The 22123-nt window shown below is 65.1% G+C and carries 21 protein-coding genes; 12 read left to right on the top strand and 9 right to left on the bottom strand.

The window, feature by feature from the left end; genetic code table 11:
* Positions 1-10: 10 nt before the first annotated feature.
* The 4 genes from AC2EAL_RS06145 to cysQ all read right to left on the bottom strand — a co-directional run bounded on the left by AC2EAL_RS06145 (position 11) and on the right by cysQ (position 3754).
* The gene (locus AC2EAL_RS06145) at positions 11-1102 is read right to left on the bottom strand and encodes a glycosyltransferase family 2 protein (protein ID WP_484723284.1); all 1092 of its coding nucleotides are present in this window, start codon (positions 1100-1102) and stop codon (positions 11-13) included.
* 2 nt (positions 1103-1104) lie between these two features.
* Entirely contained in the window at positions 1105-2001 is an 897-nt protein-coding gene (gene galU / locus AC2EAL_RS06140) for a UTP--glucose-1-phosphate uridylyltransferase GalU (protein WP_484723283.1), read from the bottom strand.
* A 176-nt stretch (positions 2002-2177) separates the two neighbouring features.
* Positions 2178-2969 (bottom strand): 3-deoxy-manno-octulosonate cytidylyltransferase, encoded by a 792-nt coding sequence (locus AC2EAL_RS06135; protein WP_484723282.1) that lies wholly within the window; start codon positions 2967-2969, stop codon positions 2178-2180.
* On the bottom strand, positions 2966-3754 hold the full coding sequence (cysQ, locus tag AC2EAL_RS06130) for a 3'(2'),5'-bisphosphate nucleotidase CysQ (protein WP_484723281.1): 789 nt from the start codon (positions 3752-3754) through the stop codon (positions 2966-2968). The genes AC2EAL_RS06135 and cysQ overlap by 4 nt, the downstream gene beginning before the upstream one ends.
* Before the next feature lie 110 nt (positions 3755-3864).
* Between cysQ and AC2EAL_RS06125 the strand changes: the two genes are divergently transcribed.
* On the top strand, positions 3865-4689 hold the full coding sequence (locus AC2EAL_RS06125) for an ABC transporter permease (RefSeq protein WP_484723280.1): 825 nt from the start codon (positions 3865-3867) through the stop codon (positions 4687-4689).
* 90 nt (positions 4690-4779) lie between these two features.
* On the opposite strand, the gene AC2EAL_RS06120 is transcribed toward AC2EAL_RS06125, so the two are convergent.
* From AC2EAL_RS06120 to ytfQ, 5 genes are all read right to left on the bottom strand, one after another.
* Positions 4780-5502, bottom strand: a complete 723-nt coding sequence (locus tag AC2EAL_RS06120) for a FadR/GntR family transcriptional regulator (protein ID WP_484723279.1) — start codon at positions 5500-5502, stop codon at positions 4780-4782.
* A 34-nt stretch (positions 5503-5536) separates the two neighbouring features.
* Complete coding sequence (gene yjfF, locus AC2EAL_RS06115; protein WP_484723278.1) at positions 5537-6496, bottom strand: galactofuranose ABC transporter, permease protein YjfF; 960 nt, start codon at positions 6494-6496, stop codon at positions 5537-5539.
* Complete coding sequence (locus AC2EAL_RS06110; protein WP_484723277.1) at positions 6493-7533, bottom strand: ABC transporter permease; 1041 nt, start codon at positions 7531-7533, stop codon at positions 6493-6495. Before AC2EAL_RS06110 ends, yjfF begins: the two co-directional genes overlap by 4 nt.
* Positions 7530-9050, bottom strand: a complete 1521-nt coding sequence (locus AC2EAL_RS06105) for a sugar ABC transporter ATP-binding protein (RefSeq protein WP_484723276.1) — start codon at positions 9048-9050, stop codon at positions 7530-7532. Before AC2EAL_RS06105 ends, AC2EAL_RS06110 begins: the two co-directional genes overlap by 4 nt.
* A 107-nt stretch (positions 9051-9157) precedes the next feature.
* Positions 9158-10129 carry a galactofuranose ABC transporter, galactofuranose-binding protein YtfQ gene (gene ytfQ / locus AC2EAL_RS06100; RefSeq protein ID WP_484723275.1) on the bottom strand — a complete coding sequence of 324 codons (972 nt, stop codon included), beginning with the start codon at positions 10127-10129 and terminating at the stop codon, positions 9158-9160.
* A 488-nt stretch (positions 10130-10617) separates the two neighbouring features.
* Between ytfQ and dnaK the strand changes: the two genes are divergently transcribed.
* From dnaK to AC2EAL_RS06045, 11 genes are all read left to right on the top strand, one after another.
* The gene (gene dnaK, locus AC2EAL_RS06095) at positions 10618-12525 is read left to right on the top strand and encodes a molecular chaperone DnaK (protein WP_484723274.1); all 1908 of its coding nucleotides are present in this window, start codon (positions 10618-10620) and stop codon (positions 12523-12525) included.
* A 72-nt stretch (positions 12526-12597) separates the two neighbouring features.
* Positions 12598-13746: a molecular chaperone DnaJ gene (dnaJ, locus tag AC2EAL_RS06090; protein WP_484723273.1), complete on the top strand. Its 1149-nt coding sequence runs from the start codon at positions 12598-12600 to the stop codon at positions 13744-13746.
* Between the two features lie 132 nt (positions 13747-13878).
* The gene (gene radC, locus AC2EAL_RS06085; RefSeq protein WP_484723272.1) at positions 13879-14643 is read left to right on the top strand and encodes a RadC family protein; all 765 of its coding nucleotides are present in this window, start codon (positions 13879-13881) and stop codon (positions 14641-14643) included.
* Positions 14644-14670: 27 nt separating this feature from the next.
* Positions 14671-15348 (top strand): HAD family hydrolase, encoded by a 678-nt coding sequence (locus AC2EAL_RS06080; RefSeq protein WP_484723271.1) that lies wholly within the window; start codon positions 14671-14673, stop codon positions 15346-15348.
* Positions 15345-16292 carry a sugar-binding transcriptional regulator gene (locus AC2EAL_RS06075; RefSeq protein WP_484723270.1) on the top strand — a complete coding sequence of 316 codons (948 nt, stop codon included), beginning with the start codon at positions 15345-15347 and terminating at the stop codon, positions 16290-16292. Before AC2EAL_RS06080 ends, AC2EAL_RS06075 begins: the two co-directional genes overlap by 4 nt.
* Positions 16293-16396: 104 nt before the next feature.
* Positions 16397-17707: an ABC transporter substrate-binding protein gene (locus tag AC2EAL_RS06070; protein WP_484723269.1), complete on the top strand. Its 1311-nt coding sequence runs from the start codon at positions 16397-16399 to the stop codon at positions 17705-17707.
* A gap of 157 nt (positions 17708-17864) precedes the next feature.
* Complete coding sequence (locus AC2EAL_RS06065) at positions 17865-18737, top strand: carbohydrate ABC transporter permease (RefSeq protein WP_484723268.1); 873 nt, start codon at positions 17865-17867, stop codon at positions 18735-18737.
* A 1-nt stretch (position 18738) separates the two neighbouring features.
* A complete protein-coding gene (locus AC2EAL_RS06060) occupies positions 18739-19569 on the top strand; it encodes a carbohydrate ABC transporter permease (RefSeq protein WP_484723267.1) in 831 nt (276 codons plus the stop codon).
* 7 nt (positions 19570-19576) lie between these two features.
* Entirely contained in the window at positions 19577-20566 is a 990-nt protein-coding gene (locus tag AC2EAL_RS06055) for an ABC transporter ATP-binding protein (RefSeq protein WP_484723266.1), read from the top strand.
* Positions 20563-21327 (top strand): L-iditol 2-dehydrogenase, encoded by a 765-nt coding sequence (locus AC2EAL_RS06050; protein WP_484723265.1) that lies wholly within the window; start codon positions 20563-20565, stop codon positions 21325-21327. The genes AC2EAL_RS06055 and AC2EAL_RS06050 overlap by 4 nt, the downstream gene beginning before the upstream one ends.
* Positions 21328-21348: 21 nt before the next feature.
* Positions 21349-22119: an SDR family NAD(P)-dependent oxidoreductase gene (locus AC2EAL_RS06045; protein ID WP_484723264.1), complete on the top strand. Its 771-nt coding sequence runs from the start codon at positions 21349-21351 to the stop codon at positions 22117-22119.
* Positions 22120-22123 lie beyond the last annotated feature (4 nt).

Genomic DNA, 22123 nt, shown 5'->3' with positions numbered 1-22123 from the left:
TAACGTCCTGTCATATCCAGCCGCCCCGTGACATCAGGCCCAGTGCCTCCATCTGCCGCCAGCCGGTGTAGCGGGTCGATGCCCGCGTATGCAAGACCGGGTCGGCGGTCAGGCGGTCGTAGTAGGCGGCATACTGGCTGGCATCGGCGAAATGTTCGCCACGGGCCTTTTCCTCGGCCGAGCGGTCGGTGATTTCCGGCAGGAACTTGGTGTGGAGGAGGAGGCCGGAGGTCAGCTCTCCGCCATCCGTGGCGTAGACCTGGTTCAGGCGCGGCGGGAGGAGGGCGTGGGTGGAGTTCACATAGGCGTAGCGCCAGTGCCAGCGGACGAGGGGCGTCTTGTTCAGCGTCGGCGCGCGGCGGGGGTTTTCGGCAAAGAAGGCCCGCGCCCGGGCCCCGCCCTGGATCCAGAGGTTGCGCATCCGGGGCTGTACCTGCACCTGGTAGTTGCCGGCGTCAAACCAGGCGAGATGGTCGATGGGGTTGTCGTCGGGTGGGACTGCGCCCTGCGAGACGGGGCCTTCGGGATACATGTCGACGGTCAGCGCCCCCAGGCTGTCGCGGCCTTGGCCATCCAGCCAGCCGGTCAGCGCGGACAGGGGGCGGGTCTGCCAATAGGGGTAGATGAACAGCTCATCCGCATCCAAGGTCAGGCACCAGTGCCCGTGCCCATGCCGCAGCATCAGCCAGGTCAGCCAGTCCATGCCAAAGCGCGAGGCCTTGTAGCTGGCCCCGGTCTGCCACAGCGAAATATCAGGCTGATCGGCCAGCAAGTCCCCCGATCCATCGGTGCTGGCATTGTCGACGGCCAGGAAGTGCCGCACGCCCAGCGCGCGGTGATGGGCCAGGAAATGCGGCAGGCGGGAGCTTTCGTTCCGCAGGCAGAGGAAGCACAGGATGTCATCCGGGGCGATCTGTGCGGTCCGGTCCACCACGGGCTGTAGCTGGCGGCGCTTGCGGAAGGCGCGCAAGAGCAGCCGTTGGCGGCGGCTGCGCAGTTTCAGCGCCAGAAGCGCCCCGGCAAGGCCGGCGGGTGGATCGACAAGGTCGCCGATGGGACAGGCGTGGGGCAGGCCCCCGGAATGCGGGACCTGGGTCGCCAAGCCTATTGCGCGGCCTTCTGCATCGCGGTCAGGTCGTGCAGGAAGCCTGCGAATTCTTCCCCGAACTCGGGGCGCGACAGGCCGAACGCCACGGTCGCCTGCAGGAAACCGATCTTCGAGCCGCAGTCATAGCGCTGGCCGGCAAAGCGCAGGCCGTAGACGCCGCCCTTCTTTTTCGTTTCCTGCGCGATCGCGTCGGTCAGCTGGATTTCCCCGCCCGCGCCCTGCTTGATCTTGTTCAGGTTGGTCAGCACCTGCGGCGTCAGGATATAGCGGCCGATCACCGCCAGGTTCGACGGCGCGTCGCCCTGCTTGGGCTTCTCGACCATGCCCTTGACCTTGACGATCTGGCCCGCGTCCTCGGCAATGTCGAGAATGCCGTAGCTGGAGGTCTTCTTCGGCGCGACCTCCATGGCGGCGACCATGCAGCCGCCAGTTTCGGCATGCGCCTCGACCATCTGCTGCAGGCAGGGCTTTTCAGCGGCGATCACGTCATCGGGCAGGAGGACCGCGAAGGGTTCGTTGCCGATCAAGCGGCGGGCGCACCAGACGGCGTGGCCAAGGCCCATGGGCCGGTTCTGACGGACATAGGCGATGGCGCCCGAGTCCATGTTGGTGTCTTTCAGAATCTCCAGGAGGTCGGTCTTGTTCTTCTTCTTCAGCTCGGCCTCAAGTTCCGGGGCGTGGTCGAAGTAGTCCTCAAGCGCGGATTTGCCGCGCGAGGTCACGAAGATGAATTCCTTGATGCCGGCCGCCCGCGCCTCGTCGATGGCGTACTGGATCAGCGGGCGGTCGACGAGCGTCATGATCTCTTTCGGGATCGACTTGGTGGCAGGCAGGAACCGCGTGCCGAGCCCGGCGACCGGGAAGACTGCCTTGGTGATCTTCTTGGTTCTCATCTGACGTGTCCTTACCCTGCCGGGTCTTGTGCAATGTTTCGCCAAAAATGGGTTTCGCAGCCGATTCTGACCTTAAACGGGCAGCGCCGCGGCAATATTCGTAAACTGCACCAGTCTTGCGGCTTTCGCACCAAAAAACGACAACCTGAAGACAATCCATACCCCGGCTTGCCCGTTCAGGCTGCATTTCCGGCCAGCATCGACTCGATGATCGGCACGTCGGAGGGGTTGTTCAGCTCCCAGAACTGGCGGCCCTTGGCCTGCACCTCGACACAGAGGACGGGGCGGCCCTGTTCCAGGAAGCGAAGCTGTTCCAGGCCTTCCAGGGTTTCCAGGGGGCCGATGGGCCAGGTGGGATAGGTCTGCAGCGCGGCCGGGCGGTAGGCGTAGACGCCGACATGGTGGAAGACGGGGGTGGGTTCGTCCTGGGCGTAGTCGCGCCCGGTGTAGGGGATGACTTCCTTGGAGAAGTAGAGCGCGCGGCCACCCGCGCCGAAGACGGCGGTGGTGCCACCGACGCGGCCATGGCGGCGGTCGTTCAGGAAGCCCGCGACGGCGCGACCATCACAGCGCAGGACCGGGGTGGCGATGTCGGCCTGGGGGTCTTGGGCGAGGCCTGCGACGAGGTGTTCGACGAACCAGGCGGGGGTCAGCGGCGCGTCGCCCTGCAGGTTCACGATGACGTCGTAGCCGGGGAGCTCTTGGGCCACCTCGGCGCAGCGTTCGGTGCCGTTCCGGGCTTCGGAGGAGGTCATCACGACCTCGGCCCCGAAGGATTGGGCATGGTCGGCGATGCGGGCGTCATCGGTGGCGACGACAACGCGGTCGATCCCCTGGACGGCGGTGGCGGCCTCCCAGCTGCGGCGGATCAGGGTTTTTTCGCCGTCCGGCCCGCGCAGGGTGACAAGCGGTTTGCCGGGGTAGCGGGTGGAGGCGTAGCGGGCGGGGATGGCGATCAGGGTCTTCATTTAAGCGCCACTCCGGGGGCGTAGGCGATGAAGAAGGGGTTGTCCCAGCCGGGCTTGCCATAGGCCAAGGGCTTGTGGTCGTCGAACCGGACGACATGCCCGCCCGCGCCACGCAGGACGGCGTCCCCGGCGGCGGTGTCCCATTCCATCGTGCGGCCAAGGCGGGGGTAGAGGTCGGCCTCGCCCGTGGCGACCAGGCAGAACTTGAGGCTGGAGCCGGCGCTGGTCATGTCGCGGACGGCGAAGCGGGCGATGTAGTCGTCGGTCGCCTGGTCGCGGTGGGATTTGGAGGCCACGACCATCAGCGCGGTGTTGTCGGGGGTGGAGACCTTCAGCGGCGAAAGCGGGCCGGGTGTGGGGCCGAAGGGGCCGGTTTCCTCGACCGACTGGCCGTCGGGCAGGGTGTAGAACAGGCGGTCCTTGGCCGGGGCGTAGACCACACCGCGCAGGGGCACGCCGTCCCGGACATAGGCGATGTTCACGGTGAAATCGCCGCGGCGCTGGACGAATTCCTTGGTGCCGTCCAGCGGATCGACAATGAAGAAGGTGGAGGCGGTCAGGGCATGGCTGGCGGCCTGTTCCTCGGTGATCAGCGGCACGTCGGGGAAGGCCGCGCGGAGGCCCGCAGAGATCACGGCATCGGCGGCCTCGTCGGCCTCGGTCACCGGCGAGGCGTCTGACTTGGCGCGGACCTCAAGCTCGGGGCGGCGGTAGACTTGGAGAATCCGGTCGCCGGCCTGCAAGGCCAACTGGCGCAAAAGCGGCATCAGTTCCGCAAAATCCATGTCCGCTCCTGTGACGATTGATCATCGCTTTGCGCGCCCTTATCCTTCGTCGTCAACGGAACGGCAAGAATTCCTGTTGCAGGATGCCGCACCGAACGAGAGTGAACCGCATGTTCCGCGCCAAGAAGATCGAGCGATCATGGATAAGCCTGGGGTTTGAGACCCTGGAGCTGATCTACCATGCCGGCGTGCGCAAGATGCGCAAGACGCATCACAATGCGGTCCTGGGGCTGTTCATGGCCATCGTCCAGGCGCTGCTGATGCTTCTGGTGATGTACTTCATGATGAGCCTGTTCGGCATGCGCAAGGTCGCGGTGCGCGGCGACTTCATGCTGTACGTGATGTCGGGCGTCTTCATGTTCATGACGCATATCAAGGCGATCGGGGCGGTTTCCGGGGCCGACGGGCCGACCTCGCCGATGATGATGCATGCGCCGATGAACCCGATCATCTCGATCATGGGGGCGGCGCTGGGGTCGTTGTACCAGCAGACACTGGCCGCGGCAGTCATCCTGTTCTTCTATCACACGCTGTGGAACCCGATCACCATCGACCAGCCCGTCGGGATGCTGGGAATGTTCTTGCTGTCGTGGTTCGCTGGCATCGGGATCGGCATGGTGTTCCTGTCGGCGATGCCCTGGCAGCCCGAAGCCATCGGGATCATCCGGACGCTGTATCAGCGCGCCAACGTGATCGCCTCGGGCAAGATGGTGCTGGCCAACAATCTGGCACCGGAACGGCGCAATTGGTTCGACTGGAACCCGCTGTTCCACACCATCGACCAGGGCCGGGGGTTCATCTTCCTGAACTACACGCCGCGCTATACCCACATCGACTACGCGATCTATTTCGCGCTGGTCTGCATGATGATCGGGCTGATGGCAGAATACTTCACCCGCCAATACGCTTCGGCCAGTTGGAACAAGCGGCACTGATACGGGCCGGAAGGGGCATGGGCCCAGCCATAGCCCTGACCACGGCTTTTCCCCACGGAATGGTGTCCCGGCGATACCCCGACTGCGTCGCTATGGTTTCAAGAGTTCGGCCATCCGCGCGGCGGCCTCATCCTGGTCGCCCCGTTCTACCGCGGCGACGAGCGCCTCGTAGTCCGGCGTCCGCGCGGTGCCCAGCCCTTCGTCCGGGGCGTTCAGGTCGGGCGTGAGCTGACCCTTCACGCTGAGGGCGATGCCGAATTCCGGAATGGCCGAAGAGGCGCGGAGAAACGGGTTGCCCGACGCCTCGGCAATCACGCGATGGATCTCGAATTCGGCCAGCGCAAAGGGTTCGGGCTGGTGCAGCATCACGCTGCGCTGGTTAAGCCAGTAGTACAGCAGGCGCACATGCTCGGCCTCGCGGTGGATGGCCGCCTGGCGGGCCGCTTGCAGCTCCAGGCTTTCGCGGACCAGCCGGAAGGCGGCAAGGAAGGCGGGCGAGGGGCCGCTTTCCAGCTTCCAGGTCAGGATCTGCCGGTCGAACAGGTTCCAGCGCGACTGCGGCAACACGCGGGTGCCGACCTTGGCGCGGGCCTCGACCAGGCCCTTGGCCTCCAGCGTCTTCAGCGCCTCACGCAAGACGGTACGCGACACATCAAAGCGGGCCATCATCTCGGCATCGCCCGGCAGGCTGGAGCCGACCGGCATCGCGCCCGAGACGATGGCGCGGCCGACCTCGTTGATGACGTAGGAATGGTAGTTCCGCGCCGCTGGTCGCCCGGAGAGCGTTCGGATCAGGCTCCCGGGTTCGCTCATTGCACCTGGTCCAAGAGATTACGTTCGGCCGTGTCTAGGTTCTTCGAGGCCCGGCCCGGAAGACCAGGCGCTGCAGCACGATGAACATAAACAAAAGCACGCCGACGACAATCTTGGTCCACCAGCTGGAGAGCGTACCGTCGAAGACGATGTAGGTTTGCACCAGCCCCTGCAGCATGACCCCGATGAAGGTGCCCGCGACAAAGCCGTAGCCACCTGTCAGAAGCGTGCCGCCGATGACGACGGCGGCGATGGCGTCAAGCTCTACCCCCAGCGCGTTCAGCGAGTAGCCGGCCGAGGTATAAAGCGAGAAGACCACCCCGGCGAGACCGGCCAGGAAGCCCGACAGCGCGTAGATCAGGATCGTGGTGCGGGCGACAGGAACGCCCATCAGCGCGGCAGAGGTCTCGGAGCCGCCCAAGGCGTAGACGTTCGAGCCAAAGCGGGTGCGGTGGGCCAGAAGGATCGCCAGCGCGAAGACGACCAGCATGATGATGCCCACGACCGTCAGGCGGCCCCCGCCCGGCATCAGGATGTAGCTTTTCTGCACAGCGGTGTAGAAGGAATGTTCGATCCCGATGCTGTCCGGCGACAACACGGAGGCCCCGCCCCGCGCGAGGAACATGCCCGCGAGCGTGACGATGAAGCTTGGCACCTTCAGATAGTGGATCGCCGCCCCCATCAGCGCGCCGAAGGCGGAGGAGACGGTGAGGGCGATGGCGAAGGCGACCAGCGGGTGCAGGTTCAGCCACATGATGAGGACGGCGATCAGCACGGTGGTAAAGCCGATGACCGCGCCGACCGACAGGTCGATGCCGCCCGACAGGATCACGAAGGTCATCCCGACCGCGGCGATGCCGAGGAAGGCGTTGTCGGTCAGGAAGTTACCGAGGACGCGCGTGGACAGCATGTTCGGGTGCTGCAGGACCGCCAGCATGTAGGCGAAGAGGAAAATCAGGGCGGTCGCCAGAAGCGGGCGCAGGCTGCGGTTCATTTTTGCGCTCCGGGAAGGCGGCGGAAGAGGCGGGCAGAGAGGGGCGATTGCAGGACGAGGATCACGATGATGACGGCGGATTTGACCACGAGGTTGAATTCGGGGGAGAAGCCCGAGATCAGGATGCCGGTGTTCATCGCCTGGATGATCATCGCGCCAAGGACGGCCATGGGGATCGAGAAGCGCCCGCCCATCAGGGAGGTGCCACCGATGACGACGGCGAGGATCGCGTCAAGCTCCAGCCAGAGGCCGGCGTTGTTGGCGTCGGCTCCGCGGATGTCGCCCGCGACAATCAGGCCGGAGACAGCGGCGCAGAAGCCCGCGAAGGTGTAGACGATCAGGAGAAGCGCACCCGCCGACAGCCCCGCGAAGCGCGCGGCGGAGCGGTTGACCCCCACGGCCTCGATCAGAAGGCCAAGGGCGGTACGGCGGACGATCAGGGTGGCGGCGATCATCAGGACGGCGGCGATGACGACGGGCATCGGCAGGCCGAGGAAGGACCCGGTGCCGATGAAGATCAGCAGGGGATCGGAGAAGGTGACGATGTAGCCCTCGGTGATCAGCTGGGCGAGACCGCGCCCTGCGACCATCAGGACCAGGGTGGCGATGATCGGCTGGATCTCCAGCACGGTGACAAGGATGCCGTTCCAGAGGCCCGCGACCAGCCCCGCGCCAAGGGCGGCAAGGACGGCGAGCCAGGCCGGATAGCCCGAAGTGACCATGACGGCGGCGACAGCTCCGCTGATTGCCATCACCGCGCCGACGGACAGGTCGACGCCCTTGGTCGCGATGACCATGGTCATGCCGATGGCCAGGATCGCGACGGGCGCGCCGCGGTTCAAGACGTCGATCAGGCTGCCGAAGAAGCGGCCGTCCTGCCAGGTGATGGTGAAGAAGCCGGGGAAGAGAAGCCAGTTGACCATAAGGACAGCGGCCAGCGCGATGACCTGGGGGCGGGTGATGAAGTCCGTCAGCGGGCGCGAGGGCGGCAGCGGCGGTTGGCTGGTGGGCCGGATATCTGCGGGCGGGCGGGTCACGGGCGGGCCTCTTGTGGGGTTCCGGCGATGGCTTGCACGATGGCGTCGGGCGCGATCCGGTCGCCATCCAGTTCCGCCACCATCTCGCGGTCGCGCATCACGACGACGCGGTTGGAATAGGCGACGACTTCGTCGAGCTCGGAGGAGATGACGAAGAGGGCGAGGCCTTCCTCGCGCAGGCGGTTGATGGTGCGGACGATCTCGGCATGGGCGCCCACGTCGATGCCGCGGGTGGGTTCGTCGAGGATCAGGAAGGTCGGGTCGATGGCCAGCCAGCGGGCGAGGATCACCTTCTGCTGGTTGCCCCCCGACAGAAGCTTGACCGGCATGTCGTGGTCGGCGGCGCGGATGTCGAGAGCTTCGGCATAGCGACCGGCGAGTTCCACCTGGTCCTCGCGGTTCAGCGCCTTGAACCAGCCGAGCTTGGCTTGCAGCGCGATGATGATGTTTTCGCGGACAGAGAGGTCGCCGAAGATGCCGTCAAGCTTGCGGTCCTCGGGGCAGAAGCCGAAGCCGGCAGCGACGGCCTGGGCGGGGTTGCGGATGGTGACGGGCTGGCCGTCGACGATGACCTGCCCGCCATCCGAGCCGTCGACGCCGAACATCAGGCGGGCGACTTCGGTACGGCCCGAACCGAGGAGACCCGCGACGCCCACGACCTCACCTTCGTGGACGGAGAGGTCGAAGGGGGCCATGCCCTTGCGGCCGATGCCCTGGAACTGGACGCGGACCTGGCCCTTTGGCCCTCCGGCAAGGGCGGTGGGGTGGTGGTCGAAGGCCACGTCCTTGCCCAGCATCATGCGGACGACGTCGGTGGTGTTCAGCGTGTTCAGCGGTTGGCTCGCGACCTTCTTCCCGTTCCGCAGGATGGTGACGCGGTCGGCAAGGTCGAACACCTGGTCGAGGAAGTGGGTGATGAAGATGACGGCGAGGCCCTTGGCCTTGAGGCTGCGGACGACGTCGAACAGGCGTTGCACCTCGTTCCGGTCGAGGCTGGCGGTGGGTTCGTCCAGGACGAGGACCTTGCCCGACAGCTCCACCGCGCGGGCGATGGCGACGATCTGCTGGACGGCGACGGAGTATTCGGACAGCTCGGCACGGACGTCGATGTCCAGGCCATAGCGCGCCAGAAGTTCGCGCGCCTGGGCGTCGATCTTCTTGCGGTCGACCAGGCCGAAGCGGGTCGGCTGGCGGCCTAGGAACAGGTTTTCCGCGACCGAGCGATTGGGGAGAAGGTTGACCTCCTGATACACGGTGCCGATGCCGTAGCTCTGCCCGTGCAGCGGGTCGCGCAAGTGGATCGGCTGGCCGTCCAGCAAGAGCTCACCCGCATCGGGCTGGTAGGCCCCGGTCAGGATCTTGATCAGGGTCGACTTGCCCGCACCATTCTCCCCCAGAAGCGCGTGGACCTCGCCGGCGTTGGCGGTGAAGTCCACATTGTCCAGCGCGCGGTGCTGGCCGAAGACCTTGACGATCCCCCGCGCCTCAAGCACCGGCGTTGCGGCTGCTTCAGACATTCCCGCCTCCCCCTTCGTTCGGATAACTGTCCGCTTATCCCGCGGATAATGCAATTCCGCCGGGCAAAGCCCCTCAGCTTTGCCCGGCGGCACCTCGGCGAGGAAACCTAGTAACCGAGGCCTTTGCGGCGGTCGTATTCGCCCTGCGGATCGTCGGCGGGGGTGTACAGCTTCGATTCCGTGATGATGAACTTTTCGGGCACGGTGCCCGCGTTCAGGTAGGCGTCGAGCGCGGCGAAGGCCGGGCCTGCCATGTTGGGCGTCAGTTCGACGGTGGCGTTGGCTTCACCGGCGACCATGGCAGCAAAGATGTCGGGTACAGCGTCGATTGACACGACCAGGATGTCCGAGCCCGGCTTCAGGCCGGCGTCCTTGATCGCCTGGATCGCGCCGACGGCCATGTCGTCGTTGTGGGCATAGACCGCGCAGATGTTCTTGCCGCCGTCTTCGGCCTTGATGAAGCCTTCCATGACTTCCTTGCCCTTGGACCGGGTGAAGTCGCCGGTCTGGCTGCGGGTGATGACGAGGTTGGCCTTGCCGGCCAGCGCCTCTTCGAAGCCCTGCTTGCGGTTGATCGCGGGCGAGGAGCCCACGGTGCCCTGCAGTTCGACGATGTTGCACGGCTTGTCGCCGACGGTGCCCGCCAGCCATTCCCCGGCGACACGGCCTTCCTTCACCTGGTCGGACGCAACCGAGGTCAGATACAGGTCTTCCGGCCCTTCGATGCCGCGGTCCAGCAGGACGACGGGGATGTTGGCCTCCTTGGCTTCGGTCAGCACTTCTTCCCAGCCGGTGGCCACGACCGGAGCAACCAGGATCGCGTCGACGCCCTGGGCGATGAAGCCGCGGATCGCCTTGATCTGGTTTTCCTGCTTCTGCTGGGCGTCTGCGAATTTGAGGTCGATCCCCAGTTCGGCGGCAACGGCCTTGGTCACCGAGGTCTCGGCGGCACGCCAGCCGGACTCGGACCCGATCTGCGAAAAGCCGATGACCTTGCCCTGGAGACCTTCGGCATAGGCGACCGAAAGCAACAGCCCGCCCAGTCCCGCGCCAAGCGCGAGAGTCCTGATAAGCTTCATAATTTTCCTCCCGATGGAACTTGGGCCACCTCTCCTCAGGGTGGCTGCGGCGACGTTAGCAAAAGTATTACTATATGCAATAGAATTGTTCCGAGGCGCCTCGAAGAGCCCTGTGACTGGCGACAGGCAATGGCCTGTCCGGTATTCCGCAAGCGATTCCATGGACATGGGAATACCGGGTTTTCGACCGCTGCGCTGCGGCATCAGACGGTACGGCCCCGACCTGGCCGCGAGGGGCGGTTCCGGTTCCAGTGCCAACCCGGGAAAACGAGCAAACCTTCGGCCCGTAGATTTCTGCCACAGTCCCCCGGGATTGCAGAAGATTCGCGGCAATGGCCCTGCGGCAAGAGTTGCAGGCCGGAAAGCGCCCTCCTATATACGCCACACACGGGCGCCAGGCCGCCAGACCTGACGTCTTTAACATGGCAGGGATGCCTTCCAATCCAGGGTCCCCGCCGGAACATCGCCTGAAGTAAAGGGATACACATATGGCCAAAGTCATCGGTATTGACCTCGGGACCACGAACTCCTGCGTCGCCATCATGGACGGCTCGCAGCCCCGCGTCATCGAGAACTCGGAAGGCGCGCGCACGACGCCCTCCATCGTCGGCTTCACGGAAAGCGAACGCCTGGTCGGCCAGCCCGCCAAGCGCCAGGCCGTGACCAACCCCACGAACACCGTCTTCGCCGTCAAGCGCCTGATCGGCCGTCGCCTGGGCGACGCCGAGGTGGAGAAGGACAAGAAGCTTGTCCCCTACAAGATCGTCGACGGCGGCAACGGCGACGCCTGGGTCGAAGTGCGTGGCGACAAGTATTCGCCGTCGCAGGTGTCGGCCTTCATCCTGCAGAAGATGAAGGAAACGGCTGAGTCCTATCTGGGCGAGACCGTCACCCAGGCTGTCATCACCGTCCCCGCCTATTTCAACGACGCCCAGCGCCAGGCCACGAAGGACGCAGGCAAGATCGCCGGCCTCGAGGTGCTGCGCATCATCAACGAACCGACGGCGGCGGCGCTGGCCTATGGCCTGGACAAGAAGGATTCGAAGACCATCGCGGTCTATGACCTTGGCGGCGGTACTTTCGACATCACCATTCTGGAAATCGACGACGGCCTCTTTGAGGTGAAGTCCACGAACGGCGACACGTTCCTCGGCGGTGAAGACTTCGACATGCGCATCGTCCAGTACCTGGCGGACGAGTTCAAGAAAGAGCATGGCGTTGACCTGACGCTCGACAAGATGGCGCTGCAGCGTCTGAAGGAGGCCTCGGAAAAGGCCAAGATCGAGCTGTCGTCGTCCCAGCAGACCGAGATCAACCAGCCGTTCATCAGCATGGACAAGAACACCGGGCAGCCCCTGCACCTGGTGGTCAAGCTGACCCGTTCGAAGCTGGAAAGCCTGGTCGAGGACCTGATCAAGAAGTCGATCAAGCCCTGCATGGCCGCGCTGAAGGATGCCGGTGTCTCGAAGGACGACATCGACGAGGTCGTGCTGGTCGGCGGTATGACCCGCATGCCGCGCGTCGTGGAAGAAGTGACCAAGTTCTTCGGGAAAGAGCCCCACAAGGGCGTGAACCCCGATGAAGTCGTGGCGCTGGGCGCGGCCATCCAGGCCGGCGTTCTGCAGGGCGACGTCAAGGACGTGGTGCTTCTGGACGTGACCCCGCTGTCTCTGGGCATCGAGACGCTGGGTGGTGTCTTCACCCGCCTGATCGACCGCAACACGACGATCCCGACCAAGAAGTCTCAGGTCTTCTCGACCGCCGAGGACAACCAGAACGCGGTGACGATCCGCGTGTTCCAGGGCGAGCGCGAGATGGCCGCCGACAACAAGATGCTGGGCCAGTTCAACCTGGAACAGATCCCGCCCGCCCCGCGTGGCGTGCCGCAGATCGAGGTGACCTTCGACATCGACGCCAATGGCATCGTGTCGGTGAAAGCCAAGGACAAGGGCACGAACAAAGAGCAGGCGATCACCATCCAGGCCTCAGGTGGTCTGTCCGATGCCGACATCGAACAGATGATCAAGGACGCCGAGGCGAATGCCGAAGCCGACAAGGCCCGGAAGGAGCTGGTCGAGACCAAGAACCAGGGCGAAAGCCTGCTCCACTCGACCAAGAAGTCGCTGGCTGAGCATGGCGACAAGGTCGACCCGTCCACCGTCGAGGCGATCGAGCTGGCGATGAGCCCGCTGGAAGACGCGCTGAAGGGCGAGGATGCGGGCAAGATCAAGGGCGCGATCCAGAACCTGACCGAAGCCGCGATGAAGCTGGGCGAGGCGATCTACAAGGCCAGCCAAGCCGAGGGCGGCGACAAGGACGATGAGCCGCGGCCGGTGGATGACGACGACATCGTCGACGCCGACTTCGAGGACCTGGGCAACAACAAGCGGAAGTAAGCCGCGGGAATTCGGGAAAGGGGCGGTCTGGCAACGGACCGCCCCTCCTGAGTTCCATATGGGGATTTTGCCGTGGCAAAGCGCGACTACTACGAAGTGCTCGGGGTCAAGAAGGGTGCGTCGGCCGAAGAGCTGAAGAAGGCTTACCGGACGAAGGCCAAGGAGCTGCACCCCGACCGGAATTCCGACAACCCGCAGGCCGAGGCCCAGTTCAAGGAAGTGAACGAGGCCTATGACTGCCTGAAGGACGAACAGAAGAAGGCGGCCTATGACCGCTTCGGCCATGCCGCGTTTGAGAACGGCATGGGCGGGGGTCCGCGGCCCGGGGCCTATGGCCAGCAGGGCGATTTCGCCAGCGCATTTTCCGACGTGTTCGAGGACCTGTTCGGCGATTTCATGGGCCGGGGTGGCGGTGGTGGCGGGCGGTCCCGTACCCAGCGCGGGTCGGACCTGCGCTACAACCTGCGGGTTTCGCTGGAAGAGGCCTTCACCGGCGTCCAAAAGACGATCCAGGTGCCGACGTCGGTCACCTGCGACACCTGCCATGGCTCGGGGGCGGAAGGCGGGGCAGAGCCCGTCACCTGCCCGACATGCAACGGCATGGGCAAGGTCCGGGCGCAGCAGGGCTTCTTCACCATCGAGCGCACCTGCCACCAGTGCAACGGCATGGGCCAGATCATCAAGAACCCCTGCCGCACCTGTGGCGGCCAGGGTCGGATGCAGAAGGAAAAGCAGCTCTCCGTGAACATCCCGCAGGGGGTGGAGACGGGCACGCGGATCCGCTTGGCCGGTGAGGGCGAAGCGGGCCTCCGCGGCGGGCCGAATGGCGACCTTTACATCTTCATTGAGGTCCGGGAGCACGCGCTCTTCCAGCGCGACGGTATCCACCTGTTCTGCCGGGTACCGGTCAGCATGCCCATCGCGGCCTTGGGCGGTGAGATCGAGGTGCCCACAATCGACGGTGGCAAGGCGCGGGTGAAGGTCCCGGCCGGGGCGCAGTCGGGCAAGCAGATGCGGCTGCGGATGAAGGGGATGCCGGCGCTGCGGTCGTCGAACACCGGCGACATGGTGATCGAACTGGCGGTGGAAACCCCGGTCAACCTGACGACGCGGCAGCGGGAGCTTCTGCGCGAGTTCGAGAAGCTGAGCGAGGAGAACAACCCCGAAAGCTCCAGCTTTTTCAGCAAGGTCAAGGGCTTCTGGGACGGGATGAAGGGCTGACGGGACCGCTCGTCGAAGCCTTCGGCACTCCTCGCTGGGGCCAGTCCGACGAGAAGACGAAGTCGCACGAGGAGGCGTCCGCGCCAGTGCGCGTTAACGCTTCTTCAACCATGACGTGCGCATGATGCCCGCATGGTCAGGTCCTTCAACGAGCCCTTTCTGCCGTTGGTCGCGCCTGCGGGGGATGCCGATGAGGCGGAACCGCAGGCGCTGACCGGGCGGTTGCCGTCCTACATCGCCGACCACCGCCAACGCCTGCGCGACCGCTTCACCCAGGCGGGTGGGGCAGCGCTTCCGGACTACGAGCTTCTTGAGCTGGTCCTTTTCCGCGCGATTCCCCGCCAGGACGTGAAGCCCTTGGCCCGGCTCCTCCTCGACACGTTCGGGGATTTCAACCGGGTCATCACCGCCTCCCCCGCCCGCCTCCAAATGGTCAAGGGCGCAGGCCCCGCGGTCGTGCTGGAGCTGAAGCTGGTCGAAGCCGCCGCACAAAGGATGATGCGGGCGCGGGTGATCCAGAAACCGGTGCTGTCCAGCTGGGACGCGCTGCTCGACTACTGCCACACCACCATGGCGCACCGGGAGACGGAGCAGTTCCGTGTCCTGTTCCTGGACCGAAAGAACGTGCTGATCGCGGATGAGGAACAGGCCAAGGGCACGGTCGACCACGTCCCCGTCTACCCGCGCGAGATCGTCAAGCGGGCCTTGGAACTTAACGCCAGCGCGCTGATCCTCGTCCACAACCACCCCTCGGGCGACCCCACGCCCTCGGATGCCGACCTTTCCATGACCCATCAGGTCAAGGACGCCTGCGAGGCGCTGGGCCTGACGCTTCACGACCACCTGATCATCGGCAAGAGCCGCGAGTTGAGCTTTCGCTCACAGGGCTACCTTTAGCTCACAGGTTGCGCTACGGATTGGCGCATGAGCGAATTCGACCTTGTCATCTTCGACTGCGACGGCGTGCTGATCGACAGCGAGATCATCAGCGCGCGGATGCTCGTGGCCGAGCTTTCGCGCCTTGGCCTGACCATCGACCTGGCTTACGTCGAACGCCACTTCCTGGGCCGGAGCTACCCCGTGGTGATGGAGACGATCCGCCGCGAATTCGGCCTGGACCTGCCGCCCGAGTTCGAGGCGCAGTACCGCGAGGCGCTGCTGGCCGCCTTCCAGCAGGATTTGAAGGTCGTCCCGCATGTCCATGACGTGCTGCAACGGATCGCCGTGCCGTTCTGCGTCGCCACCTCGTCCAGCCCTCGCCGGGTGGAGATGTCGCTGCAACTGGTGGGGCTGACCGATCTGGTGGGCGACCGGGTCTTCACCTCGACGATGGTCGCCCGCGGCAAGCCCGCGCCGGACCTGTTCCTTTTTGCGGCGGAGAGGATGGGGGCCGCGCCGGCGCGGACGCTGGTGATCGAGGACAGCCTGACTGGCCTGCGCGCTGGCCTTGCGGCGGGGATGACGGTCTGGCGCTTTGTCGGCGGCAGCCATCTTGGACCAGAGGCCCCGGAGGAGCCTGAGGACGCCCGCCCGCACCGGAGGCTTGCGAGCTTCGCCGAGTTTTTCCAGATTGTGCCCGGTTTGGGCAGGCGGGCGGCATGAGCGCAGAGCCGACATTGCAGGACGAAGCGGCGCGCGCCGGTTGGTTGTATTACGTGGCCGGGATGACCCAGGACCAGATCGCTGCCGAACTGGGGGTCAGTCGGCAACGGGCGCAACGGCTGGTCAGCCGGGCAATGGCCGAGGGGCTGATCCATGTCCGCTTGAACCACCGGATCGGCGCCTGCCTCGATCTTGAGGCCGCACTGCGCGACCGATTCGGCCTGGACCGGGTGCGCGTCGCGCCGGGGCTTGGGCCCGGGGCCGACCCGGTGCGCGCGCTGGCACCTGCGGCGGCGGCGGAGCTGGAGCGCTTCCTGCGGATGCCGGAGCCGTTGGTCATCGCGCTGGGGACGGGCCGCGCCATGCGGGGCATGGTCGACGCGATGGTCGAGATGGAGGCCCAGCAGCACCGGCTTGTCTCACTTATCGGGAACATCGCGCCGGACGGTTCCGCCAGTTTCTTCGACGTGGTCATGCGGATTGCCGACAAGGTCCGCGCACCGCATTACCCGATGCCCGTTCCTGTCATCAGCCCGACGCCCGAGGAGAACGAGGCCTTCCACCGCCTGCCCCCGGTGCGGAAAGTGGTGGAGTTGGCGAAGGCCGCCGATGTGGTCTTTGTCGGCGTCGGCCAGATGTCGAACGACGCGCCGCTCTTGGCCGATGGTTTCGTCAGCCGCGACGAACTGGATGAGATGCAGGCCGCAGGGGCCGCAGGCGAAGTGGCGGGCTGGGTCTTCGATTCGGATGGGCGCTACCTGGACCTGGGGACGAACCGCCGCACGGGCGGGGTTCGTGTCTCGCAAGGTCTTGATCGGCCATCGATCGGCGTTGCTGCGGGCGCATCCAAGGTTCCGGCGATCCACGGAGCGCTTAAATCTCGTATCATCAATGGGTTGGTCACAGACGAACCCACCGCAAGGGCGCTTTTGGCCCGGCCCTGACCTTCGCAGGTGCGGCGGAAGAGGGGGCTTGACGACTCGTGGCAAGGTGTGAGCATTTACCCACTAGGCGATGATTTGCTCATACGCTGATCAGGGAGGATTACATGACCAAGACGCTGCGCGCCCTTTTGGGTGCAACGGCCCTTGTCACGCTTGCGGGCGTGGCCTCGGCCGAGACCACCATTACCGTCGCTACCGTGAACAATGGCGACATGGTCCGGATGCAGGGCCTGATGGACGACTTCAACGCCAAGCACCCCGACATCAAGGTGGAATGGGTGACGCTGGAAGAGAATGTCCTGCGCCAGAACGTCACGACCGACATCGCCACCGGCGGCGGTCAGTATGACGTCATCACCATCGGCACCTACGAGGTTCCGATCTGGGGCAAGCAGGGCTGGCTGGAAAGCCTGAACGACCTGCCGGCCGACTATGACGTCGACGACCTGCTTCCGGCAATCCGCGGCGGTCTGACCGTGGACGGCAACCTCTACGCCTCGCCCTTCTACGGCGAATCGTCGATGGTAATGTACCGCAAGGACCTGATGGAAGCGGCAGGGCTGACCATGCCCGACGCGCCGACCTGGGCGGACATCGAGGCGGCCGCCAAGGCGATGACCAACAAGGACGCGGAACAGTACGGCATCTGCCTGCGCGGCAAGGCCGGCTGGGGCGAGAACATGGCCTTCCTGACCGCCATGTCCAACTCGTTCGGTGCGCGCTGGTTCGACGAGGCCTGGGTGCCCCAGTTCGACCAGCCGGAGTGGAAGGCCACGCTCGACTTCTACCTGAACCTGATGAACAACTACGGCCCGCCGGGCGCGTCGAACAACGGCTTCAACGAAAACCTGACGCTGTTCCAGCAGGGCAAGTGCGGGATGTGGATCGACGCCACCGTCGCCGCGTCCTTCGTGACCGGCAAGGATTCGACCGTCGCGGACAAGGTTGGCTTCGCGCTGGCCCCGGACAATGGCCTCGGCAAGCGCGGCAACTGGCTCTGGGCGTGGAGCCTGGCGGTTCCGGCGTCGTCGGATGCCAAGGATGCGGCCAAGACCTTCATCAACTGGGCGACCAACAAGGACTACCTCGCGCTCGTCGCGTCGAAGGAAGGCTGGGCGAACGTTCCTCCGGGCACGCGGACCTCGCTCTACTCGAACCCCGAGTATGCGGGCATCCCCTTCGCCAAGATGACGATCGACTCGATCAACGCGGCTGACCCGAATGCGCCGACCGTGAAGCCGGTCCCGTATGTGGGCGTCCAGTTCGTGGCCATCCCGGAATTCCAGGGCCTGGGCACCACGGTGGGCGAGATCTTCTCGGCGGCGCTGGCTGGCCAGAAGACGGCTGACGAGGCGCTGGCCGAGGCGCAGGCCGCGGTTACCGAAGAGATGAAGGCCGCGGGCTACATCCAGTAACAACGAGCCCGGGGGCCAAGGCCTCCGGGATCACCTTCGGCTTGCGGCCCCGGACGGGTCGCAAGCCACCCTTTCACAAGCGAAACCCGTATCAGTGCTTGCGCGGCCCCCGTCGGGACCGCACCCTTTCGTCATCGGAAGCCCGGGGAGGCCGACCATGTCCACGCAATCGAGCCGCCTGGCCGCCCGCATGATGGTGGCGCCTTCGGTGGTCCTCCTGCTGATCTGGATGATCGTGCCGCTGGCGATGACGCTGTACTATTCGTTCCGGCTGTACCGTTTGCTGTCGCCAGACCGGACAGGCTGGGTCGGGTTCAACAACTATCTGTGGTTCTTCAACTCGCCCGACTTCTGGCTGGCACTGTTCAACACGCTGGCGCTGGTGGGCGGCGTGCTGGTCATCACCGTGGTGCTGGGCATCCTGATCGCATTGCTGATCGACCAGCCGGTGAAGGGTCAGGGCATCCTGCGGATCCTCGTGATCGCACCCTTCTTCGTGATGCCGCCCGTGGCCGCGTCGATCTGGGAGAACCTGTTCATGCATCCGCAGAACGGGTTGTTCGCGGCCGTTGCGCGGGGCTTCGGGATGCAGCCGATCCTGTTCCTGGAGCAGTATCCGATGTGGTCGGTCATCGGGATCGTCAGCTGGGAGTGGCTACCGTTCGCAACGCTGATCCTCTTGACCGCACTGCAGTCCCTGTCGTCAGAGCAGCTGGAGGCCGCCGAAATGGACGGAGCCGGCCCCTTCAGCCGCTTTCGCTATATCACCCTGCCGCACCTGACGCGGGCGATCACCGTCGTGATCCTGATCCAGACGATCTTCTTGCTGGGGATCTTCGGCGAGATCTTCACCACCACCCAAGGGGGGCCGGGGTCGGCGTCCACTACACTCCCCTACATGATCTTCAAGCAGGCCATTGCCGCCAAGGACATCGGGCGCGCCGCAGCCGGGGGGATCATCGCGGTGATCCTGGCGAACATCGTGGCCTATTTCCTGATGCGCGGCCTTGGCCGGAACCTGGAGAACTGAGATGGCCCGCGCACTCTCCCCCCGCCGCATGTGGATCACCACCGCCGCCGCCTGGTTCGTGGCGCTGCTGATCTTCTTCCCGGTCCTGTGGATGATCCTGACCAGTTTCAAGACCGAACCCAGCGCCGTCGCCATGCCGCCGCAGTTCCTGTCGGCCGACTGGACGCTGGAGAACTATGCCGAGGTCTGGGCTCGGTCGGACTATCCGCGGTTCTTCTGGAACTCGGTCGTGATCTCGGTTGGCTCCACTCTGCTGGGCCTTCTGATCGCCATCCCCGCCGCCTGGGCGATGGCCTTCGTGCCGGGGAAGAAGACCAAGGACCTTCTGATGTGGATGCTGTCGACCAAGATGATGCCCGCCGTGGCGGTCATGATCCCGCTGTACCTCTTGTTCCAGAGGATGGGCCTGATCGACACCAAGATCGGCCTGGTCGTAGCACTTATGCTGATGAACCTGCCGATCATCATCTGGATGCTCTACACCTACTTCAAGGAAATCCCTGGGGAAATCCTGGAGGCGTCCCGCATGGACGGGGCCACGCTCTGGGGCGAGATCATCTATGTCCTGACGCCGATGGCGCTGCCCGGCATCGCCTCGACCATGCTCCTCAACATCATCCTCGCCTGGAACGAGGCGTTCTGGACCATCGTTCTGACCACCACCAAGGCGGCCCCTCTGTCGGCCTTCATCGCCAGCTTCTCGGCGCCGCAGGGCTTGTTCTACGCGAAACTTTCGGCGGCCAGCGCGATGGCGATCCTGCCGATCCTGATCCTGGGCTGGTTCAGCCAGAAGCAACTCGTCCGCGGCCTGACCTTTGGCGCGGTGAAGTGAGGACATCATGGGCAAGATCCAACTGACCAAGGTGCGGAAGGCGTTCGGCGAGGTCGACGTCATCCCCGGCATCGACCTGACCATCGAGGATGGCGAGTTCGTCGTCTTCGTCGGGCCATCAGGTTGCGGGAAATCCACCCTCCTGCGCCTGATCGCGGGGCTCGAGGACACGACCAGCGGGGTGATCGACATCGACGGCAAGGACGCGACGAACCTGCCGCCCGCCAAGCGCGGTCTGGCTATGGTGTTCCAGAGCTATGCCTTGTACCCGCACATGACGGTCCGGAAGAACATCGCATTCCCGCTGAAGATGGCGGGGATGTCGCACGAAGAGCAGGACAAGCGCGTGGAACGGGCGGCGAAGGTCCTGAACCTGTCGAACTACCTGGACCGTCGTCCGGGGCAGTTGTCGGGTGGGCAAAGGCAGCGGGTGGCCATCGGGCGTGCCATCGTGCGGGAACCGGCGGCCTTCCTGTTCGATGAGCCCTTGTCGAACCTTGACGCCGCCCTGCGGGTGGGGATGCGGCAGGAGATTTCGGAGCTGCACCAAAGCCTGAAGACCACGATGATCTACGTGACCCACGACCAGGTCGAAGCCATGACAATGGCCGACAAGATCGTGGTCCTGAATGCCGGTCGGATCGAGCAGGTCGGCGCTCCGCTTGAACTCTACAACCATCCGCGCAACCTGTTCGTGGCGGGCTTCATCGGCAGCCCCAAGATGAACTTCATCGAAGGGGCCGAGGCCGCGAAGCACAATGCCCATACCATCGGCGTGCGGCCCGAGCATATCTCGGTCGGCGACGGGCCGTGGGAAGGGGTCGTGGGCCTGTCGGAGCACCTCGGCTCGGACAGCTTCCTCAAGGTCGCGGTCGAGGGGATCGGCACGCTGACCGTCCGCGCGCCGGGGGAAATCAACGCCCACCACGGCGACCGGGTGCGGCTGGCCCCGGCCGGGAAGATTCACCGCTTTGACACGAATGGACTGGCACTATGAGACTTGCAGGGAAAACGGCGCTTGTAACGGGCGGCGCACGGGGCATCGGGTTGGCCTTCGTCGAGGCCTACCTGCGCGAAGGGGCGCGGGTGGTGATCGCCGACGTTGGCGGCGCTGGGGCAGCTGCGGCGAAGCTGGGCGAAAAGGCGCTGGGGATCACGATGGACGTGACCGACCAGGCGTCGATCGATGCGGGCGTGAAGGCGGCGGCGGACTGGGGCGGGGGGATCGACATTCTGCTGAACAACGCGGCGATCTTTGATCTGGCACCCATCGTCGACATCACGCGGGAAAGCTATGACAAGGTCTTTGCGGTCAACGTCGCGGGGACGCTGTTTCCGCTGCAGGCGGTGGCCAAGGTGATGATCGCGCAAGGTCGGGGCGGCAAGATCATCAACATGGCCTCACAGGCGGGCCGCCGGGGTGAGGCGCTGGTGGGGGTCTATTGCGCCTCGAAGGCTGCGATCATCAGCCTGACGCAGTCGGCAGGGCTGGACCTGATCAAGCACAAGATCAACGTGAATGGCATCGCCCCTGGCGTGGTCGACACCCCGATGTGGGACGCGGTCGACGCGTTGTTCGCGAAATATGAGGGGAAACCCCTGGGACAGAAGAAGAAAGAGGTCGGCCTTGCCGTGCCCTATGGCCGCATGGGCCGGCCCGAGGACATGACCGGGGCGGCCGTGTTCCTCGCGTCCTCGGATGCCGATTACATCGTCGCCCAGACGTTGAACGTCGACGGCGGCAACTGGATGAGTTGAGGGGAGCGACGGAGCCACGCCATGTATCTAGCCCGATTTCGACTTGACGGAGAGACGGCCCTCGTCACCGGAGCGGGACGGGGTATTGGCCTGGCCTGCGCCGAGGCCTTGGGAGAAGCGGGCGCGCGGGTGATCGTGCTGGAGCCCTCGCTTGCAACGGCAGAGGCGGCAGCCGAGATCTTGGGCGCAAAGGGCATCGATGCACAGGCCGTGAGCGGAGACGTGACGGATGCCGCCGGGCTGACTGCGCTGGCCGACCGGCTGGCGTCCGACAGGCCGGTTTCGATCCTGGTCAACAACGCCGGCATCGCGAATTCCGGCATCTCGGCAGAGGATTTCACCGACGCCGACTGGGCGCGGATGCAGGGGGTGAACCTCGACGGCGTGTTCTATGCCTCGCGGGCCTTTGGGCGGCACATGATACAGGCCGGGCGCGGGTCGATCGTGAACCTGGGGTCGATGTCGGGAACGATCATCAACCGGCATCAGCCGCAGACGGCCTACAACGTCTCCAAGGCAGCGGTTCACCACCTGACGCGCTCGCTTGCCACCGAATGGGCGGCGCATGGGGTGCGCGTGAATGCCGTGGCGCCCACCTACATCGAGTCCGACATGACCCTGGCCAATCCGGCGAACCTGCCCCGCGTTCCCGCCTGGATCGCCGACACGCCGATGGGCCGTCTGGGGCGCCCCGACGAAGTGGCAAGCGTCGTGCTTTTCCTTGCTTCACCTGCGGCCAGCCTGATGACCGGCGCGATCATTCCGGTCGATGGCGGCTTCACGTGCTGGTAGTGCA

The organism is Tabrizicola sp. T74, from assembly GCF_057219935.1.
This window is presented reverse-complemented; position numbering and strand designations above follow the sequence as displayed.

What these genes read in the sequence shown, in the direction of transcription:
- AC2EAL_RS06135 (WP_484723282.1), bottom strand. Translation starts at nt 2,969, where the DNA reads ATGAAGACCCTGATCGCCATCCCCGCCCGCTACGCCTCCACCCGCTAC.
- yjfF (WP_484723278.1), bottom strand. Translation starts at nt 6,496, where the DNA reads ATGAACCGCAGCCTGCGCCCGCTTCTGGCGACCGCCCTGATTTTCCTC.
- AC2EAL_RS06120 (WP_484723279.1), bottom strand. Translation starts at nt 5,502, where the DNA reads ATGAGCGAACCCGGGAGCCTGATCCGAACGCTCTCCGGGCGACCAGCG.
- AC2EAL_RS06125 (WP_484723280.1), top strand. Translation starts at nt 3,865, where the DNA reads ATGTTCCGCGCCAAGAAGATCGAGCGATCATGGATAAGCCTGGGGTTT.
- AC2EAL_RS06075 (WP_484723270.1), top strand. Translation starts at nt 15,345, where the DNA reads ATGAGCGCAGAGCCGACATTGCAGGACGAAGCGGCGCGCGCCGGTTGG.
- cysQ (WP_484723281.1), bottom strand. Translation starts at nt 3,754, where the DNA reads ATGGATTTTGCGGAACTGATGCCGCTTTTGCGCCAGTTGGCCTTGCAG.
- AC2EAL_RS06060 (WP_484723267.1), top strand. Translation starts at nt 18,739, where the DNA reads ATGGCCCGCGCACTCTCCCCCCGCCGCATGTGGATCACCACCGCCGCC.
- galU (WP_484723283.1), bottom strand. Translation starts at nt 2,001, where the DNA reads ATGAGAACCAAGAAGATCACCAAGGCAGTCTTCCCGGTCGCCGGGCTC.
- AC2EAL_RS06105 (WP_484723276.1), bottom strand. Translation starts at nt 9,050, where the DNA reads ATGTCTGAAGCAGCCGCAACGCCGGTGCTTGAGGCGCGGGGGATCGTC.
- AC2EAL_RS06065 (WP_484723268.1), top strand. Translation starts at nt 17,865, where the DNA reads ATGTCCACGCAATCGAGCCGCCTGGCCGCCCGCATGATGGTGGCGCCT.
- dnaK (WP_484723274.1), top strand. Translation starts at nt 10,618, where the DNA reads ATGGCCAAAGTCATCGGTATTGACCTCGGGACCACGAACTCCTGCGTC.
- AC2EAL_RS06055 (WP_484723266.1), top strand. Translation starts at nt 19,577, where the DNA reads ATGGGCAAGATCCAACTGACCAAGGTGCGGAAGGCGTTCGGCGAGGTC.
- AC2EAL_RS06080 (WP_484723271.1), top strand. Translation starts at nt 14,671, where the DNA reads ATGAGCGAATTCGACCTTGTCATCTTCGACTGCGACGGCGTGCTGATC.
- AC2EAL_RS06045 (WP_484723264.1), top strand. Translation starts at nt 21,349, where the DNA reads ATGTATCTAGCCCGATTTCGACTTGACGGAGAGACGGCCCTCGTCACC.
- AC2EAL_RS06070 (WP_484723269.1), top strand. Translation starts at nt 16,397, where the DNA reads ATGACCAAGACGCTGCGCGCCCTTTTGGGTGCAACGGCCCTTGTCACG.
- ytfQ (WP_484723275.1), bottom strand. Translation starts at nt 10,129, where the DNA reads ATGAAGCTTATCAGGACTCTCGCGCTTGGCGCGGGACTGGGCGGGCTG.
- AC2EAL_RS06050 (WP_484723265.1), top strand. Translation starts at nt 20,563, where the DNA reads ATGAGACTTGCAGGGAAAACGGCGCTTGTAACGGGCGGCGCACGGGGC.
- radC (WP_484723272.1), top strand. Translation starts at nt 13,879, where the DNA reads ATGGTCAGGTCCTTCAACGAGCCCTTTCTGCCGTTGGTCGCGCCTGCG.